Raw genomic sequence first — 18,561 nt, 5'->3', positions numbered from 1 at the left:
ATCCGGTGTCCTCAGCCGGCGCGCCGGCGGCGGCCGCGGCGGCGTCCGCCCTCCTCGTCGATCCCGTCCGGCGTATGGTCCGACAGGCGGCCGCCCTTGGACCAGGGAGCCCCGAGTTCCTCGGTGATCCGCTCGAGGCTCGGCCGCTCGCCCGGCGTGTAGCCCTTGAGCGCCTCGGCGATGGCCCGCACATGCTCCGGCTTGGAGCCGCAGCAGCCGCCGACGATCCTGGCGCCGGCATCGCGCACGATCCGGGCATAGACCCCCATGGCCTCCGGGGTGCCGTCATAGACGATGGCGCCGTCGACATATTGCGGGATGCCGCAGTTCCCCTTGGCGACGACGACCGCCTGCGGATCGGCCTCGGTCAGGCCGAGGATCGTCTGCGCCAGTTCCGCCGGCCCGACGCCGCAATTGGCGCCGATGGCGCTCGGCACGACCGCAAGGGTCGGGGCAAGGGCGGCGAAATCCGCCGGGGTCAGACCCATCATGGTCCGCGCGTTGGTGTCGAAGGTCATGGTGGCGACGATGGGCAGGCCGACCCGGGCGGCCCCGGCGACGGCCGCCGCCATCTCCTCGGCGGCCGAGATCGTCTCGATCCAGAGAATATCGGCCCCGCCTTCCGCCAGACCCTCGGCCTGGGCGGCGAAGGCGGCTTCGCCGGTCGCCGGCGTCAGCGCGCCCAGCGGCTCGAACAGCTCACCGGTCGGTCCCATGGAGCCGGCGACCAGACAGGTCTTGCCGGTCTCCGCTTTCCAGCGGTCGACCGCCGTGCGGCAGACCCGGGCGGCGGCGGCGTTGAGTTCCCTCACCCGGTCCTGGGCGCCGTGCAGCTTCAGGCGGTGGGCGGTGCCGCCGAAACTGTTGGTCAGCACGATGTCGGAGCCGGCCTCCAGAAAGCCGCGATGGACGGCGGCGACCTTCTCCGGCGCCTCCACGTTCCACAGCTCGGGCGAGTTGCCGGTCTCCAGTCCCAGGGCGAACAGGTTGGTGCCCATGGCCCCATCGGCGATCAGGTGGCCACGCTCGGCCAGCAGGTCCAGCAACGCGTTCGACACTCGGGTGTCCCCTATTCGGTGGAGCCCGCCAGGCGGCGGCGCTTGGTCAGGCGGCGGCGGTTCTCGCCGGCTTCGGTCTGGCGCTGACGCAGGGCCTCGATCACCTCCAGGCGCCGGGCGTCGTCGTAGCGCGACCAGTGTGCGATCTCCTCCATCGAGCGGTGGCAGCCCAGGCAGAACCGGGTCTCGCGATCGATCGAACAGACGCCGACGCAGGGACTGGGAATGGTGGCGGCCGGTCGCGGCGGGGCGGACGGGGGCGTTTCACTGGTCATGACGGCACTCTATCGGCTGTTCGATGCGGTGCAAAAACGAAAGCGACGCCGATGCATCCACGGGCGTCGCTTCCAGACTGTTTATGCGCCGCCGGAGATCCGGCGGGCGGGCTCGGGCAACGCCGGATCAGGCGGCCTTCGCGTCCTCGCTCTCGTAGGCGGCGACGACGGCGACGAACGCATCCATCGCATCGCGCACACCCTCAACGCCATTGGCGGTGACAAGGGCGCCTTCGACCACGAACTTGGTCTCTTCCCAGCTCGCGCCGGCAGCCTCGAGCTCAGCGCGGACCTCGTCGCTGGACGTCACGGTGCGGCCCTTCACGGTCTCGGTCTGCGCCAGCAGCTTGCCGGCGTCGCCGACGACGGCGACCGGCATCGACGCGCGCATGAACGCCTTCAGAACGCGCTGGCTGTGGGGATCCTCGGCCATCTTGTCGACGGCGCGCATGCCACCCGGAATAACCAGACCGTCATAGTCGACCGCCAGCGTTTCGGTCAGATCGACATCGACGGGGAAGAAGTGGCCCCAGGAGCCCTCGTACCAGCCGTTGACCAGGCCGTTGGCGCGCGACACCACCTTGGTGGTCGCGCCGGCTTCGATCAGCTTCTTCTGAGGCTCGGTGAACTCGATCTCGTCAAATCCGTTGGCGAGCATAATAGCAATGGTACGTCCGGCGAGCGGCTTATCTGCCATGCGGTCCTCCTCTTTGATGATAACGTGTCAGCCCACCCGGCACCGGTGCAAGCAGAGGCGCTCGGCAGACAAGACGCGCAGGCGCCCGAAAAGGTCGGACTGCCTATGGCGCGCTGACGATGTGGAAACTTGAACGCGTCACTTAGCGCCCCCCGGCGAATTTTTCAAGGGCGGCTTACTGCGACATTGTGCGACGCAGCAGTAACAGATTCGTTAACGCGGTCGCGAAAACCGCCGCGCCGCTAGGCCAGCCAAGGAAAACCCGGCAAGCGGCAGGGCGATCTGCAGGAGCCCGTAGGTCGCAATAACCCGGCGGTCGCCGGACGAGGCCCGCGCCACCGCTTCGGTCGTGAGTGTCTCGATTCGCCCGGCTCCGGCGAACAGGGTGGGCAGATACAGCGCGACGGAGACCGCCGCACCGATCGCCGCCGCGGTCGCAACCGGCCGGGCCAGCATCGGCAGGGTCACCGAAAACAGGACGGCGGTCGGGCTGCGGCCGAGGCTGCGCGCGACGGCGATGTAGCGGGCGTCGAACCGGCGCCAGGCCCCGGCCAGCGACAGGAAGACATAGGGCAGGACGAAGACCAGGTGGCTCCACACCACGGCGAGCCAGCCGCCATCCAGGTGCCCGAGGATCAGCAGCACCTGCACCCCGAACAGGAAGGCGACCTGGGGGACGATCAGCGGCGTGTAGAGCAGCCAGTCCACCGGCCGCCCCGGCCGGGCGCCGAGCCGGGTCTCCCGCTCCAGGCAGGCAACGACGAGCGCGAGGGCGAGGGCGGTGGCCGCCAGGGCGACCGTGACCGTCGCGCCGGCGGCCGACAGCAGGTCGGCGCCGCCCCGCATCCAGCCCTGAACGGATACGGCCGCCGGCAGGGCATCCGGAAACCGCCAGGGCCCGGCCACCGACCAGACGGCCAGGGACAGCAGGGACAGCGCGGCCATGGCACCCGCCGCCCCCATCGCGGTGACGGTCAGCGCCCGCCACGCGCCCTCGCCCCGCCCGCGACCGCCGGCACGGATCCAGGGCCGGCCGAGGGCGATGACAAGCCGTTCGGCGGCGACCCACAGGGCGATCGCGGCCAACGCGATCCCGGCCTGCAGCACCGCCCCGGCCGACCCGACGAAGCGCCGGGTCAGGTCCGGATCGCCCATCCATTGCACCACCCGCACCGCCAGGGGGGCCGGCGTGGTCGGGCCGAGCAGGATCGCCATGTCGACCGTGGACGTGGCGAAGGCCAGCACCGCGAAGATCGGCAGCCGCAGCCGGGGATAGACCTGGGGCAGGACCGCCTTCAGCCAGCCGGTCATCGGCCGGTACCCGAGGCTCCGGGTGGTGGCCAGGATGCGCCGCGCCGGCAGGCTGTCCAGGCCGGCCAGCAGCATGACGAACAGGAACGGCGTCTCCTTCAGCATCAGGCCGAGGGCGAGGGACAGGCCGTGCGGATCCTGGACGATCAGCAGGTCCGGCGGCCGCTCCCAGCCGGTCGCCCAGGGCGACAGCAGACGCGCCGCCCAGCCGCTCGGCGCCATCAGGAACGCCAGACCGATCGCCAGGGTCACGTGCGGCACCGACAGCAGCGGCGAGATCAGCCGGGAGGCGGCCCGGAACATCCGGGTGTCCTGGGCCGCCGCGGTGAACCCCACCGTCAGGCAGAAGGCGGCGGCGGTCGACCCGAGGCCGACGGACAGGGACAGCCAGGCACTGGTCCACAGACCGCGTTCGGCGCGCAGCGCCCTGAACGTGTCGAGGGAGACGGTATCGCCGCCGAGCACCGGCAGCCATCCCAGCGCCGGCAGCACGGTCCCCACCAGCCCGGCCGCCACCGGCCCGATCATCACCAGCACGGCCAGGACCGGCGCGAGGCGGATCATCGGCGGGGCCTGGAACCGGAACCAGGGACAGTCTTTCTCATCGCCAGCCTCCTCGATCACTCCCCGGCCCTGTGCCGGGGCGAGCGGTTGGGCTGAGACGGGCGTTCCGGACCCTTCGCCCGGCAGTCGAAGCGACCTCACGCCTTGCCTCGGCATAAGGCCGAGGAGTGTTGAAAAGGACGGAAGACTCGGCGACGTTCACCCCTACCGCCCCGCGACGTAGCGGCGCTCCCATTCCGCCTCCAGCCAGGCGACCCAGCTCGGATGGGGTTCGGGGAGCACCGGGCCGAGTTCCTCAGGCGACAGGGTGGCCACTCCCAGCGGCAGGGCGGCAAAGGCCTTCCGGTCGACCGCCGGCAGACCCGCCACGTCCAGCACGGTGAAATCGCCCCAGACCCGCGGGTCCTGCTTGCGGATCTGTGCCTCCGCCGACATCAGGAAATCCGCCACCACCATGGCACCCTCCTTCGCCGCCGCGTTGAACGGGATGGCGAGGAAATGCGTGTTGCCGATGGTGCCGCCGTCGAAGACGTAGGTGCGCACCGTGTCCGGCAGTTCGCCCGCCTCGATCGCCGCACTGGCCCGCGCCGGGTTGAAGTCGAAGGCGAAACTGATCTCGCCGTCGCCCAGCAACCGCCGCAGGGCGCCGGCGTCCTTGGGAAAGGACCGGCCGTCGCGCCACAGATGCGGGTGCAGGGTGTCCAGATAGGCCCAGAGGGGGGCCGTCACCGAGCGGGCCGCCGCCTCGTCCAGAGGGTCGGCCAGCACCGCCGGCGTCGCCACCCGCATCGCCAGAAGCTGTTTCAGGAAGGTGGTGCCGAGAAAATCCGGCGGCTGGGGATAGGTGAAGCGGCCCGGATTGGCCTGGACCCAGTCCAGCAGGGCCGCCGCCGTGCGGGGCGGAGCGTCCACATAAGCGGTGTCGACCATCATCGTGAACTGGGCCATGCCCCAGGGCGCTTCCAGCCCGTCGGTCGGCACCGAGAAATCGGTCACGGTGGTCGGCTTGCCGGCCACGTCCACCAGCGCGAAGTTCGGCGCCGTCGCCACCCACGGCCCGTGCAGCAGGCCGTTGGCCTTCATCGCCGCGAAGTTCTCGCCGTTGATCCAGACCAGGTCGATCGACCCGCCGCTGTCGCGCCCGGCGGTCTTTTCCGCCAGGACCCGGCTGACCGCGTCGCCGGTATCGGACAGCTTCACCTGCACCAGATCGATGCCGTAGAGCGCCTTCACGCGCTCGCCGGCCCAGACGATATAGGCGTTGATCCGCGCGTCGCCGCCCCAGGCGTTGAAGTGGACCGTCTGTCCCTCCGCCGCGGCGACGATCTCGCCCCAGGGTCGGGTTTCCGCCGACTGGCCGCGGCCGGCCGGCAGGGCCAGCGCGAACAGGAGCAGGACGAAGGCAGTGCGCCAGAGGATCATGACCGGCTCCCGTCACAGGGCGAGCGAAGAGGCATACGACCCGGCGATCCTAACCGCGGCGGGCGTCCAGACGCAGATCACATCTGGAACAGGTCGGTTTCAGCGAGAGCGTTGCATCCGCGCAACACATGGCCTTGACGGAGGTTCCGGCGGCCCGAGAGGGGCATATGGAGCGGGTGATGGGAATCGAACCCACGACATACAGCTTGGGAAGCTGTCGTTCTACCACTGAACTACACCCGCGCCGGGACGCAGAACATGCGCCAAGACGCGATCCGGCGCAAGGACCTTCACCTCGATTGATGACAATGCAAGACACCTATGATAACCGGTTGTTCTGAAAGACTATTGGCTCGGCAAAAAGCCGTTATCTCACAGAACTGGGAAAGCCATGGCTACGGTGAATACTTCGGTTAGCGGTCTGAGCGGCATCGCCGACGGCAGCGGTACAGACATCCTCAACATCACCTCCGGAACTCTGGTCAGCGCGACGCTGAACAACGTCGTCGGCTATTCGACCATCGCGATCACCTCGAACGCCGCCCACGCGATTTCCCTTCCCGCGACGGTCCTGTCCAATACCAGCGGCACGGTGACCCTCACGGTCACCAGCACGATCGGCGTTTCCTTCACCGCGGCCGAGTTCACCGGTACGCAGCTCAAGGCCAACGTCACCCTGTCGGAAGCCGCGGACACGGCCACCGGCGGCCCGGACGACGACACGCTGACCGGGGGCAACGGCAACGACAGCCTGGCCGGGGGCGCGGGCAACGGCGACGACGTCATCCTCGGCGGCAACGGGCTCGACACCCTGGTGGGCGGCGACGGCAACGACAGCCTGTCCGGCGGCGCCGACAACGACATCATCTACGGCAATATCGGCGACGATCTGCTGCTGGGCGGGGCGGCCAACGACTCGGTCTTCGGCGGCCGCGGCGCCGACACGATCAGCGGCGGGGCCGGCAACGACACCCTGATGGGCAATGCCGGCGCCGACACCCTGAACGGCGGCGACGGTGTCGACTACCTCTACGGCAATACCGGCATCGACGTGCTCTTCGGCAACAGCGGCGCGGATGTGCTGTTCGGCGGCCAGGACGGGGATTCGATCCATGGCGGCGAGGACAACGACGTGCTCTACGGCAATGTCGGCGCCGACTCCCTCGACGGCGACAACGGTGCCGATACCGCGTTCGGCGGCCGGGACGCCGACGTGCTGAGCGGCGGCGCCGGGGCCGACGTGCTGTACGGCAACGTCGCCGACGACGGGATCTGGGGTAATGCCGATGCCGACAGCCTGTACGGCGGTCAGGGCAACGACACCCTGTCCGGCGGGGCCGGCGCGGATTTTCTGGCCGGCAATCTGGGCAACGACGTGATGGCCGGCGGCTCGGGCGCCGACACCTTCGGCCTCGTCGGCGGCTCGGGCGCCGACACGATCAGCGACTTCTCCTTCGCCGACGGCGACAAGCTGGCGATCGCCTCGAGCGTGACCTACACCACCGCCGACGCCTCCGGCGGCGCGCTCGTCACCCTGTCGAGCGGCGCCACCGTCACCCTGACCGGGGTCGCCGCGGCGTCGATCACCAGCGACTGGTTCACGATTGGCTGAGCCGGGGGCGAAAGCCGGCGCGCTCCGACTGGAGGGCGTGTCGCTGTCGATCGGCGGCCGGCCGCTCTTCGCCCCCCTCACCCTCACCGTTCCCCCGGGCGACGTCACCGCCGTGATGGGACCGAGCGGGTCGGGCAAGTCCTCCCTGCTGTCGCTGATCGCCGGGCTGCTCGACCCGGCGCTCACCGCCTCCGGCACGGTGCGGATCGGCCAGGAGCCGATCCTGGACCTGCCGCCGGAAGCCCGCGGCATCGGCCTGCTGTTCCAGGACGACCTGCTGTTTCCCCACCTGTCGGTGCGCGACAACCTGCTGTTCGGCGTGCCCCCCGGCCTGCCGGCGGCCGAGCGCCGCTCTCTGGTCCGCGAGGCGCTGGAGGAGGCGGAACTCGCCGGCTTCGAGGACCGGGATCCGGCGACCCTGTCCGGCGGACAGCGCACCCGGGTGGCGCTGATGCGCACGCTGCTGTCGCGCCCGCGCGCGCTGCTGCTCGACGAGCCGTTCAGCCGGCTGGACCATGCCCTGCGCGACCGCATCCGGCGCTTCGTATTCGACCATGCGACCCGCCGCGGCCTTCCGGTCCTGCTGGTCACCCACGATCCGGACGATGCCGACGCGGCGGGCGGAACCCGCATCGACCTGGCCGCCGTCTGACATCGCTGCCCCGGATTGTACCGGCGATGTTGCGTTTTGCCCCCGCATGACGGCACCTTAGGCCGCTTGCGAGAGGAGGCGGGCGATGTACAGCGAAACCACGCGCGAGATCCAGGTGACCGTGACCCCGGTCTATCTCGACGGACAGTCCAGTCCGTCGGATAACCACTACGTCTGGGCCTATCAGGTGCGGATCGAGAATACCGGACGGGAGACCGTGCGGCTGCGGACCCGGCACTGGCGGATCACCGACGCCGCCGGCCATACCCAGGAGGTCCGGGGACCGGGCGTCGTCGGCGAGCAGCCCCTGCTCGGGCCGGGCGAGCATTTCGAGTATACCAGCGGCTGTCCGCTCTCCACCCCGTCGGGACTGATGGTCGGCAGCTACGCCATGGAGGACGCGGACGGCGCCCTGTTCGACGTGGCGATTCCGGCCTTCTCCCTCGACAGCCCGCACGACACCCACCGGCCCAACTGAACCGCCTCCGGGATCGCAGTCGATCACGCATGCTTTATCAGGGCGGCCGAAGGTTGCTTTGATCCAAGTGGAAGCTACGTCGTATAACTCTCGAACCGTGCGTCGAAAGGCGACATTCGGCTACTGGCTCTGTCCTCGAAGTCCTGCCGTGGGAGGCAGGGCAAGGGGATACCCCCTCCCGAAGCAAAGGACCCCCCGCATGACCCCCTATGACCAAGCCCTCGCAGACAGCGAGGCCGGAACGGTCACGCCCGCCCACCCCCGCCCGACGCGTGAGCAGGCGGAGCGCGCCGTGCGCACGCTGATCGAATTCGTCGGCGAGAACCCGGACCGCGAAGGCCTTCAGGACACCCCGAAACGGGTGGTGAAGTCCTACGAGGAGCTGTTCTCCGGCTACCTCTACGATCCGGCCGAGATTCTGGCCCGGACCTTCGAGGAGGTGGAGGAGTACGACGAGATCGTGCTGCTGCGCGATGTGCGCTTCGAATCCTTCTGCGAGCACCACATGCTGCCGATCATCGGCACCGCCCATGTGGCCTACTTCCCGAACGACCGTGTCGTCGGCATCTCCAAGCTCGCCCGGGTGATCGACGCCTATGCCAGGCGCATGCAGATCCAGGAGCGGCTGACCGCCCAGATCGCCCAGGCGATCGAGACGGTGCTGGAGCCGCGCGGCGTGGCGGTGGTGATCGAGTCAGAACACCACTGCATGAGCACGCGCGGCGTTCACAAGCACGGTGTGAGCATGGTCACCACCCGGATGCTCGGCTGCTTCAAGGAAGACCCCGACCGTCGGCGCGAATTCTACCAGCTCATCGGCAAGAGCTCCTGACCGGGCCGGCGACCCGCGTGCATTTCGACGACCCGGACGGGCATGCGCTGGAATACATCGTCATGCTGCCGCACGCGCCGCGTCCCGACCTTCCGATCATGCCGCTGTCCCGATGGCGCGCGCCGGAGGGCTAGGCTGATCCGTCGGTTCCCGCCCCGGTGGACAGCCCGGCGGGGATGGCCGATCATCCCGCCGGTCTGACCACCCTTCCGGCAGGAACCGCGTGATCGATTTTGGACCGGTCTTTTTCATCGTCGGCTTGCTGCTGACGTTCCTGGCGGTCGCCATGTGCGTGCCGGCTGCGGTGGATCTGGCGACGGAGCACCCGGACTGGCAGGTGTTCCTCGGCGCCGCCGGAATCACCCTGTTCATCGGCGTGTCCATGATGCTGGCCACCCGCACGGTGCGGGGGGCGAAGCTCGGCCTGCGCCAGGCCTTCGTGCTGACCACGATGAGCTGGGTTTCCATCGCCGCCTTCGGCTCCCTGCCCTTCGCCTTTTCCGAACTCGACATGTCCGCGGCCGACGCGTTCTTCGAGTCGATGTCCGGGGTGACAACCACCGGCGCGACGGTGATCGACAACCTCGATGCCGCGCCCCCGGGTATCCTGCTCTGGCGCGCCCTGCTTCAGTGGCTCGGCGGCATCGGTATCATCGTCATGGCCCTGGCCGTGCTGCCGATGCTGAGCGTCGGCGGCATGCAGCTCTTCGTGACCGAGGCGTTCGACGCGCCGGACAAGGTGCTGCCCCGCGCGGCCCAGCTGGCCGGCGGCATCGGCAGCCTGTATCTCGGCCTCACCTTCGTCTGCGCGGTGGCGTTGTGGCTCGCCGGGATGGACGGCTTCGACGCGGTCGCCCACGCGATGACCACCATCGCCACCGGCGGGTATTCGACCAAGGACGCGTCGGTCGGCTATTTCAACACCCCGGCGATCGACTGGATCATCATCGTCGGCATGATCGTCGGCAGCCTGCCCTTCGTGCACTACCTGCGCATCGCCCGCGGCGACACCCGCAGCATCCTGCGCGACAGCCAGGTGCGCTGGTTCCTCAGCATCGTGGTGATCTGCGTGGCGCTGGTCACGCTCTGGATCCTGACGCAGATCGGCCTCGGCAGCCAAGACGCCCTGCGCTATGCCGCCTTCAACGTCATCTCCGTGATCACCGGCACCGGCTACGCCACCACGGATTTCGGCGCCTGGGGCGGGTTCGTGACGACCATGATGCTGATCCTGATGTTCGTCGGCGGCTGCGCCGGCTCGACGACCTGCGGCATCAAGATCTTCCGCTTCCAGGTGCTCTACGCCACCGCCAAGGTCCAGTTGGCCCGGCTGCTGCGACCGCACGGCGTGTTCATCCCCTACTACAACCGCAAGCCCATTCCGGAAGCCGTCTCCGAGGCGGTGATGGGGTTCTTCTTCCTCTACATCCTGTGCTTCGGTCTGGTCGCCATGGCGCTGGCGGCCATGGGGCTGGACTTCATCACCGCCATGTCAGGCTCGGCCACCGCGATCAGCAACGTCGGCCCGGGGCTCGGTCCGATCATCGGCCCGGCGGGCAATTTCGACCCGCTGCCCGACGCGGCCAAATGGCTGCTGTGCTTCGCCATGCTGCTGGGGCGGCTGGAGCTGTTCACCGTGCTGGTGCTGATCACCCCGACCTTCTGGCGGAAGTAGCTTCCCCCACCCCTTCCCGGCCCTGGGCCTACAGGTCAGCCTGCACTGCGGTGCGGAGGGGTCCCGTCACCGCACGATCTGCTCTAGGTGGAGGAGGAGCCGAACTGCAGCTCCGCCAGCCGGCGGTAGAGCGGGCTGGAGCGCATCAGTTCCGCATGCGGGCCGTCGGCGACCAGCCGTCCCGTCTCGATCACGCAGATCCGGTCGGCCTCGACCACCGTGGCCAGGCGGTGGGCGATCACCAGGGTCGTGCGGCCCTGCATCAGCCGGTCGAGCGCGTTCTGCACGAGCCGCTCGTTCTCGGCATCCAGCGCGCTGGTCGCCTCGTCCAGCAGCAGGATTGCCGGGTCCCGCAGCAGGGCGCGGGCGATGGAGATGCGCTGGCGCTCGCCACCGGACAGGCGCACGCCCTTCTCGCCCAGGAAGCTGTCATAGCCATCCGGCAGGGTGGTGATGAAGTCGTGGGCGGCGGCGTCGCGGGCGGCGGCGATCACCTCGGCGTCGGTGGCGTCGGGCCGGCCGTAGCGGATGTTCTCCATCGCGCTGGCGGCGAACACGACCGGATCCTGGGAGACCAGGGCGATGCGGCGGCGCAGATCCGTCGGCTCGGCGGTGCGGGCATCCACGCCGTCGATCACCACCCGCCCCTGGGCCGGGTCGTAGAACCGCAGCAGAAGCTGGAACACCGTCGTCTTGCCGGCCCCGGACGGGCCGACCAGCGCCACGGTCTCCCCCGGGGAGACCGTGAGGGAGAAATCGTTGAGCGCGGAGGTCTCAGGCCGCGAAGGATAACGGAACACCACATGCTCGAACGCCACCCGTCCTTCCGCCGGCGACGGCAGGGCGACCGGGTGTTCGGGCGCCCGGATCTCCGGCTCCGCCTCCAGCAGCTCGACCAGCCGTTCGGTCGCGCCGGCGGCGCGCAGCAGCTCGCCATAGACCTCGGAGATGATGCCGACCGAGAAGGCGACGGTGACGCCGTAGAACACGAAGGCGGTCAGCTCGCCCGCCGACATGCGGCCGGCCATGACATCGTTGCCGCCGACCCAGAGCACGAAGCCGACCGACGCGAAGACCAGCAGGATCACCGTGGAGGACAGCAGGCCACGCAGGTGGATGCGCCGGATGGCGGTGGCGAAGGCGTTGGTCACCTCGCGGCCGAAGCGCTGCCGGTCCTCCGCTTCGTGGGTGAAGGCCTGTACGGTACGGATCGCGCCGAGGCTCTCCTCGGCATAGGCGCCGATATCGGCGACCCGGTCCTGGGACTCCCGCCCCAGCCGGCGCACCCGCCGTCCGATCACCAGGATCGGCACCACGATCACCGGCACCACCAGCATCAGCAGGCCGGCCAGCTTGGCATTGGTGATGAACAGCATGATCAGCCCGCCGATCAGGGCCAGCAGGTTGCGCAGCGCCATTGACGCGCTGGAGCCGATGATCGACTGCAGCAGGGTGGTGTCGGTGGTCAGCCGCGACAGTACCTCGCCGGTACGGGTGACCTCGAAGAAGCCCGGATGCAGGGCGATCACCCGGCGGAAGATCGCGTTGCGCAGGTCGGCGACGATCCGCTCGCCCAGCCAGGAGACCAGATAGAAGCGGGAATAGGTGCCGATCGACAGGACCACCGCGAGACCGATCAGCGCCACCAGCGCCTGATCGAGTTGCCCCGGATCGCCGCTGGCGAAGCCCCGATCGACCAGAATGCGCAGACCCTGTCCCACGGCCAGCATCGCCGCCGCGGTGGTAACCAGGGCGACCACCGCCAGCGCCACCCGGCCGCGATACGGCGCGACGAAGCCCACGATCCGCTTCAGTACGGCGAGGTCGCGGCCCTTCGGCCGGTCCTCCGGATGGGATGTGCGGGCAGTGCTGGAGCCGGTGCTGTCGCTCACGGGTGACCTTGCAGGTTCGACGGAGGGTTCCCGCAAGATGGGGCGTCGGCCCGGGCGATCAAAGCAAAACTAGTCGCCCTGCTTCTCCACGAAGGCCCGGAACACCGACAGGGTCGCCTCGCTCACATGGTGCTCGATGCCCTCGGCATCGGCCTCGGCCACGTCGCGGTCGACGCCGATCGCCATGAGGAAGTCGCAGACCAGCCGGTGGCGCTCCTTGCACATCTCGGCCAGCGCCCGGCCGTCATCGGTCAGGAAGATCGCGCGGTACGGCTTGCTGGTGACGTAGCCGTCGCGCTCCAGCCGCTTGACCGTGTTGTTCACCGTCGCCGGGGTCACACCGAAGCGCTCGGCCAGAGCCACCGCCCGCGCCTCGCCGTCCTGATCGATCAGGTCGGCGATCATCTCCACGTAGTCCTCGGTGACCTCGCGGGCATGCTCGTCGCGCAGACGCTTGAAGGTCTGCGCATGGTCCTCGATCGACCGGAAGCTGTCTTCGTCCGCCATTCCATCCTCGGCGCCAAATCCGGACCGGACAGTACGACGGGAACGATCCGCTGGCAATTTAGGCTTGACTAACATTTGGAGGCACCCCAACTATTCTTGGACACTGCTGCAATCCCTGTCGGATCGGAGCGTTACCCGTCTCATGGTCACTCGGCGCAACCTGTTGAAAAGCCTGCCTGCTTCGGCCTTCGCTCTTGCGATGGCCGGCGGTATCGCCTGGCCGCGGGTCGCGTCGGCGGCCCCGGCGGTCACGGTGGTGGCCACGACCTCGATGATCGCCGACGCGGCCCGCCAGATCGGCGGCGAGCGAGTCGCCGTCAGGGCGCTGATGGGACCGGGCGTCGACCCCCACGCGTATCGCCAGACCCGAAGCGACATCGCCGCCATGCTGCGCGCCGACGCGGTGCTGTGGCACGGCCTGTATCTGGAGGCGCAGCTCGAGGAGTTCCTGCTGGATCTGGCCGGACACAAGCGGGTCTTCGCCGTGGGCGAAGCGGTGCCCCGGGACCGGCTGATCGCCCATAGCGACTACGAGAACCGCTTCGACCCGCATGTCTGGATGGACCCGTCCCTGTGGCGGCCGGTGGTGCTGGCCGTGCGCGACGCGCTGAGCGAAATCGACCCGGACGGCTCGGCGATCTATGCCGCCGGCGCCGACCGTCATCTGGCGGAGGTGGATGCCCTCAACGCCTATGCCGCCGCCCGCCTCGCCACCGTCCCGACCGAGCAGCGCGTGCTGGTCACCGCCCATGACGCCTTCAGCTATTTCGGCCGCGCCTTCGACTTCGAGGTGATGGGGATCCAGGGGATCTCCACCGAGTCCGAGGCCGGGCTGCGCCGCATCGAGGAGCTGGTGGACGCGCTGGTCACCCGCGGCATCACCGCCGTCTTCGTGGAGAGCTCCGTCTCGGCGCGCAACGTGCAGGCCTTGATCGAAGGCGCCGCCGCCCGCGGCCATAAGGTGCGCATCGGCGGCGAGCTGTTCTCCGACGCCATGGGGTCGTCCGGCACCTACGAGGGCACCTATATCGGCATGATCGACCACAACGTCACCGGCATCACCCGGGCACTGGGCGGCCACGCCCCGGCCCAGGGCATGCAGGGACGGCTCGTGACCGGATCCTAGGGCAGCGAGGGAAGCGATGAGCCTGGACAGCCATATCGAATTGGTAAGCGACGGCGGATACGCCGTGGAGACGGGCGGCGACGCCTGCCCGCTGGAGGTGCGCGGCCTCACCGTCGCCTATGGCGAGAAGCCGGCGGTGTTCTCCGTGGACGCCCGCTTCCCGTCGGCCAGCATGACCGCCATCGTCGGCCCGAACGGCGCCGGCAAGTCGACCTTCCTGAAGGGCGCGCTCGGCATCGTCCCGCGTCTCGCCGGCGAGGTCCGGTTCTACGGCCAGCCGCTGAAGGAGGCGCGCCGCGACGTCGCCTATGTACCCCAGCGCGCCTCGGTCGACTGGGACTTCCCGGCCCGGGTGATCGACGTGGTGATGATGGGTCTGTACCGGGAGGTCGGCCTGTTCCGTTTCGCCGGATCGCGGCACCGTACCCGCGCCATGGACTGCCTGGAGCGGGTCGGCATGCAGGACTTCGCCGACCGGCAGATCGGCCAGCTCTCCGGCGGTCAGCAGCAGCGTGTCTTCCTCGCCCGCGCGCTCGCCCAGGATGCAGAGCTCTACCTGCTGGACGAGCCCTTCGCCGGGGTCGACGCCGCCACCGAGCACGCCATCGTCTCGGTGCTGAAAGGGCTGAAGGCGGCGGGCAAGACGGTGGTCTGCGTGCATCACGACCTGTCCACGGTGACCGCCTATTTCGACCGGGCGATGCTGATCAACATGCGCAAGCAGGCGGAGGGTCCGATCGCCGAGGCGTTCACGCCGGAGACCCTGCAGGCGACCTATGGCGGCCGCCTCGCCGAAAGCCAGATCGCCGAACTGCGACTGGGTTCGTGCTGAGGCGCGAAGGCCGGGAAACGCCGATGGTTGCCGCTCCCATCCCCTTTGATCCCTCCCCGGCCCCGCGCCGGGGCCCTCGTCCTGGATCGCACGGGCGTTCCCGCGTGCTCTCTGCGGCCTGTTCCGCGCTCACCCAAAGGCCCCGGCACAGGGCCGGGGCGTGTGAAGGTGGAGGTGCCGTGAGGAGGAGCGCCGGATGACCACCCTTGAGCTCTTCCTGCGCGCGCTGACCCTGCAGGCCGGGTACAACTCGGCCCTGGTCGCCGTCGGCGCCGGGCTGCTCGGCATCGCCGGCGGCGGGGCCGGAGCCTTCGTGTTCCTGCGCAAGCGCGCGCTGGTGTCCGACGCCGTCACCCACGCCACCCTTCCCGGCGTCGCCATCGCCTTCATCGTGATGGTGCTGCTCGGCGGCGACGGGCGCTGGCTGCCGGGGCTGATCCTGGGCTCCGCCGCCTCGGCCGCAATCGGCCTGATGGGGGTGGAGTGGATCACCGCCCGCACCCGCCTGGGCGAGGACGCCGCGATCGGCGCCATTCTGTCCGTCTTCTTCGGCCTCGGCATCGTGCTGCTGACCGTGATCCAGACCATGGAGGGCGGCAAGCAGGCCGGGCTCGACACCTTCCTGCTCGGCTCCACCGCCGGCATGCTGATCGGCGAGGCGGTGCTGATCGCCGCCGCCGGCGCGGTGGCCGTCGGTCTGGTGGCGATCCTGCGCCGGCCGATGACCCTGGTCGCCTTCGACCCGGACTACGCCGCCACGCTCGGCATCAACGTGCGCCGCACCGACCTGGCGATGATGGGCCTGGCCCTGGTGGTCACGGTCATCGGTCTCAAGGTGGTCGGTCTGATCCTGATCGTCGCCCTGCTGATCATCCCACCGGTCGCCGCCCGGTTCTGGACCGAGCGGGTCGACCGGCTGATCCTGATCGCGGCCGGAATCGGTGGCGTCTCGGGCTTCACCGGCGCCGCCCTTTCCGCCGCCGCGCGCGACATGCCGACCGGGCCGATCATCGTGCTGGTCGCCTTCGCCCTGTTCGCGCTGTCGCTCGCGTTCTCGCCCCGCCGCGGCGTGCTGGCATCGGCGATCCGGCACCGGCGGTTCCAGCATCGGGTGCATCTGCGCCAGGGGCTGCTGGCCATGGCCCGGGGCGAGGCGATCTACGACCGGCTGACCCTGCGCATCCTGCGCCGACGCGGCCTGATGCGGGGTGACGGGGTGATGACGCGCACGGGCCGCGGGGCCGCCGGCCGCGCCCAGCTCGACGAGACCCGCTGGGCCACCGCCCGGCGCCTGCGGGCCGACGATCCGGTGCTGGAGCGCTATGACGGCCTGACCCCGATCGACCAGGTACTGACCCCCGACCAGGTCGCCCATCTGGACAGCCTGCTGCCCAAGCCGGAGGCCACCTGATGGACGCGGATTGGGGTGTGGAATTCCTCCAGCTCAGCCTGGCTCCGATCCTCATCGGCACGCTGGCCGCCATCGCCTGCGCGCTGCCGGGCAATTTCCTGCTGCTGCGCCGCCAGGCGCTGATCGGCGACGCGATCAGCCATGTCGCCCTGCCCGGCATCGTCGTCGCCTTCCTGGTCACCGGCACCATCGCCGCCTGGCCGATGATGGTCGGCGCCGCCGGCGCCGCCGTGGTCGCGGTCGGCCTGATCGAGCTGATCAAGCGGCTGGGTAAGGTGGAGCCGGGGGCCGCCATGGGCGTGGTCTTCACCACCCTGTTCGCCGCCGGCGTGCTGCTGCTGGAGCAGTCGGATACCAGCGGCGTGCATATCGACGTGGAGCATGCGCTGTACGGCAACCTGGAGAGCCTGATCTGGTTCGACGCGACCGGCTGGTCCTCGCTGCTGGATATCGGCGCACTCGCCGGCCTGCCGCCGCAACTATTCCGGCTGGCCATCGTGCTGGCGGTGATCGTCGGGTTCATGGCGGCGTTCTGGAAAGAGCTGGCGATCTCCACCTTCGATCCCGGCTTCGCCCAGGCAGTCGGCATCCGCACCGGCGCCGTCGGCTTCGCCCTGGTTGTGGCGGCCGCGATCGCCGCCGTCGCCGCCTTCGACGCGGTGGGCTCGATCATCGTCATCGCCATGTTCGTCTGCCCGCCGGCGACGGCCCGCCTGATGACCGACCGGCTCGGCCGGCAGGTCGCCTGGAGCGTGCTGTTCGCCACCACCGCCGCCATCGCCGGCTATGTCTTCGCCGGCTACGGCCCGCTCTGGTTCGGCTCGCCCTACGCGGTCAGCGCCGCCGGCATGATCGCCACCGTCTCCGGCGTGCAGCTCGGTCTCGCCTGCCTGCTCGGCCCGCGCCGCCGACGCACCGGGCAGGCCGCAGCGCCCCAGTAAGGCCCGGAGGCTTAAAGGGGTCGCCCTGACGACGGCATCGCGTATATCTGTGGGACCACTCACCACAAGGACCCCGCATGCCTTCCTCATCCGAGCGTCTAGACCGCGCCATCGCCATGACCGAACGCCTGATCGCGTTCGACACCACTTCCCGGAACTCCAACCTGGCGCTGATCGAGGACGTGAAGGCCTATCTGGCGGATCACGGCATCGCCGCGCGCCTGACCTACGACCATGACGGCGCCAAGGCAAACCTGTGGTGCACCATCGGACCGCAGGAGCGCGGAGGCATCGTGCTGTCCGGCCATACCGACGTCGTACCCGTGGACGGCCAGGACTGGACCTCCGACCCGTTCACCCTGACCCGCAAGGGCGACAGGCTCTACGGTCGCGGCGCCTGCGACATGAAGGGATTCATCGCCATCGCCCTGTCGCTCGCCCCGGAGATGGCAGCCGCCGACCTGAAGGTGCCGATCCATTTCGCCTTCTCCTTCGACGAGGAGGTCGGCTGCTTCGGCGTGCAGCACATCATCGCCGACGTGGTCGCCAACCTGCCGCTGCCACGCGCCGTCATCGTCGGCGAGCCGACCGGGATGAAACTGATCGGCGGCAACAAGGGCACGCGGATCTACAGGACCCGGGTGACCGGCGTGCCGGGCCATTCCAGCGATCCGCGCAACGGCGCCAACGCCATCATCGCAGCCAGCCGGATGATCGCCTTCATCGACGATCTCGGCCAGGAGATCGCCGCCGGCCCGCACGAGGAGACCGAGTTCGACCCGCCGCACACCACGATGAGCGTCGGCGTGATCGGGGGCGGCACCGCCCACAACATCATCCCGGAAATCTGCGACATCACCTGGGGTATGCGGGTGCTGCCCTCGGACGATGCCGATGTCTACGAGGAGCGGATCCGTACCTATTGCCGCGACGAGTTGGAGCCGGCGATGAAGGCGGTCGCCCCCCATTGCGGTTTCGAGCACCATAAGGTCGTCGATGTGATCGGGCTGCAGCCGGACGAGCATTCCGCCGCCGAGACCCTGGTGCGCCAGCTCACCGGGCTGAACCAGTCCAGCGTCGTCTCCTTCGGCACCGAGGCCGGCGCGTTCCAGCAGGCCGGGATGCCGGCGGTGATCTTCGGCCCGGGCAGCATCGACGTCGCCCACAAGGCCGACGAATACATTCCCATCGACCAGATGGCGCAGTGCGTCGACTTCATGGTCGACCTGATCGAGTGGGCCCAAACGGCCGACTGAAACGACGGCCGACTGAGACC

General features: G+C 69.3%; 17 protein-coding genes and 1 tRNA gene. 10 read left to right on the top strand and 8 right to left on the bottom strand.

Going from position 1 to position 18,561, the window contains the following annotated elements:
- Positions 1–11 precede the first annotated feature (11 nt).
- The 6 genes from bmt to G578_RS0106560 form a co-directional block, all read right to left on the bottom strand.
- Positions 12–1,058, bottom strand: a complete 1,047-nt coding sequence (gene bmt, locus G578_RS0106585; protein WP_028793557.1) for a betaine--homocysteine S-methyltransferase — start codon at positions 1,056–1,058, stop codon at positions 12–14.
- Positions 1,059–1,069: 11 nt separating this feature from the next.
- On the bottom strand, positions 1,070–1,333 hold the full coding sequence (locus G578_RS0106580; RefSeq protein ID WP_051244173.1) for a DUF1289 domain-containing protein: 264 nt from the start codon (positions 1,331–1,333) through the stop codon (positions 1,070–1,072).
- 127 nt (positions 1,334–1,460) lie between these two features.
- Complete coding sequence (locus G578_RS0106575) at positions 1,461–2,030, bottom strand: DJ-1/PfpI family protein (RefSeq protein ID WP_028793555.1); 570 nt, start codon at positions 2,028–2,030, stop codon at positions 1,461–1,463.
- A gap of 213 nt (positions 2,031–2,243) precedes the next feature.
- Positions 2,244–3,965 (bottom strand): ABC transporter permease, encoded by a 1,722-nt coding sequence (locus G578_RS0106570; RefSeq protein WP_245565570.1) that lies wholly within the window; start codon positions 3,963–3,965, stop codon positions 2,244–2,246.
- Between the two features lie 144 nt (positions 3,966–4,109).
- Positions 4,110–5,327, bottom strand: coding sequence for an ABC transporter substrate-binding protein (locus G578_RS0106565; RefSeq protein ID WP_051244170.1), 1,218 nt, complete (start codon positions 5,325–5,327; stop codon positions 4,110–4,112).
- 168 nt (positions 5,328–5,495) lie between these two features.
- Positions 5,496–5,570 (bottom strand) — tRNA-Gly (locus tag G578_RS0106560).
- A gap of 148 nt (positions 5,571–5,718) precedes the next feature.
- Between G578_RS0106560 and G578_RS28230 the strand changes: the two genes are divergently transcribed.
- The 5 genes from G578_RS28230 to G578_RS0106530 all read left to right on the top strand — a co-directional run bounded on the left by G578_RS28230 (position 5,719) and on the right by G578_RS0106530 (position 10,576).
- Positions 5,719–6,939, top strand: a complete 1,221-nt coding sequence (locus G578_RS28230; protein ID WP_051244167.1) for a calcium-binding protein — start codon at positions 5,719–5,721, stop codon at positions 6,937–6,939.
- Between the two features lie 37 nt (positions 6,940–6,976).
- Positions 6,977–7,591, top strand: a complete 615-nt coding sequence (locus G578_RS0106550) for an ATP-binding cassette domain-containing protein (RefSeq protein WP_245565569.1) — start codon at positions 6,977–6,979, stop codon at positions 7,589–7,591.
- Between the two features lie 85 nt (positions 7,592–7,676).
- A complete protein-coding gene (gene apaG / locus G578_RS0106545) occupies positions 7,677–8,069 on the top strand; it encodes a Co2+/Mg2+ efflux protein ApaG (RefSeq protein ID WP_028793551.1) in 393 nt (130 codons plus the stop codon).
- A 199-nt stretch (positions 8,070–8,268) separates the two neighbouring features.
- Complete coding sequence (folE, locus tag G578_RS25085; protein WP_038013759.1) at positions 8,269–8,901, top strand: GTP cyclohydrolase I FolE; 633 nt, start codon at positions 8,269–8,271, stop codon at positions 8,899–8,901.
- A gap of 223 nt (positions 8,902–9,124) precedes the next feature.
- A complete protein-coding gene (locus tag G578_RS0106530) occupies positions 9,125–10,576 on the top strand; it encodes a TrkH family potassium uptake protein (protein ID WP_245565568.1) in 1,452 nt (483 codons plus the stop codon).
- A gap of 83 nt (positions 10,577–10,659) precedes the next feature.
- Here G578_RS0106530 and G578_RS0106525 read toward each other — a convergent pair whose 3' ends face one another.
- Entirely contained in the window at positions 10,660–12,468 is a 1,809-nt protein-coding gene (locus tag G578_RS0106525; RefSeq protein ID WP_051244164.1) for an ABC transporter transmembrane domain-containing protein, read from the bottom strand.
- Between the two features lie 69 nt (positions 12,469–12,537).
- Complete coding sequence (gene mntR / locus G578_RS0106520) at positions 12,538–12,975, bottom strand: manganese-binding transcriptional regulator MntR (protein ID WP_028793548.1); 438 nt, start codon at positions 12,973–12,975, stop codon at positions 12,538–12,540.
- Between the two features lie 163 nt (positions 12,976–13,138).
- On the opposite strand from mntR, the gene G578_RS0106515 reads away from it, so the two are divergent.
- The 5 genes from G578_RS0106515 to argE all read left to right on the top strand — a co-directional run bounded on the left by G578_RS0106515 (position 13,139) and on the right by argE (position 18,541).
- A complete protein-coding gene (locus G578_RS0106515; RefSeq protein ID WP_245565567.1) occupies positions 13,139–14,101 on the top strand; it encodes a metal ABC transporter solute-binding protein, Zn/Mn family in 963 nt (320 codons plus the stop codon).
- Between the two features lie 16 nt (positions 14,102–14,117).
- Entirely contained in the window at positions 14,118–14,933 is an 816-nt protein-coding gene (locus G578_RS0106510; protein ID WP_028793546.1) for a metal ABC transporter ATP-binding protein, read from the top strand.
- 196 nt (positions 14,934–15,129) lie between these two features.
- Complete coding sequence (locus G578_RS0106505; protein WP_028793545.1) at positions 15,130–16,344, top strand: metal ABC transporter permease; 1,215 nt, start codon at positions 15,130–15,132, stop codon at positions 16,342–16,344.
- A complete protein-coding gene (locus G578_RS0106500; protein WP_038013754.1) occupies positions 16,344–17,285 on the top strand; it encodes a metal ABC transporter permease in 942 nt (313 codons plus the stop codon). Before G578_RS0106505 ends, G578_RS0106500 begins: the two co-directional genes overlap by 1 nt.
- A gap of 77 nt (positions 17,286–17,362) precedes the next feature.
- Positions 17,363–18,541: an acetylornithine deacetylase gene (gene argE, locus G578_RS0106495; protein WP_051244161.1), complete on the top strand. Its 1,179-nt coding sequence runs from the start codon at positions 17,363–17,365 to the stop codon at positions 18,539–18,541.
- Positions 18,542–18,561: the final 20 nt, after the last annotated feature.

The organism is Thalassobaculum salexigens DSM 19539 (assembly GCF_000423805.1).
GTDB lineage: Bacteria > Pseudomonadota > Alphaproteobacteria > Thalassobaculales > Thalassobaculaceae > Thalassobaculum > Thalassobaculum litoreum.
Note: the sequence above shows the minus strand (reverse complement) of the source record. Positions and strands in the feature narration are given on the sequence as shown.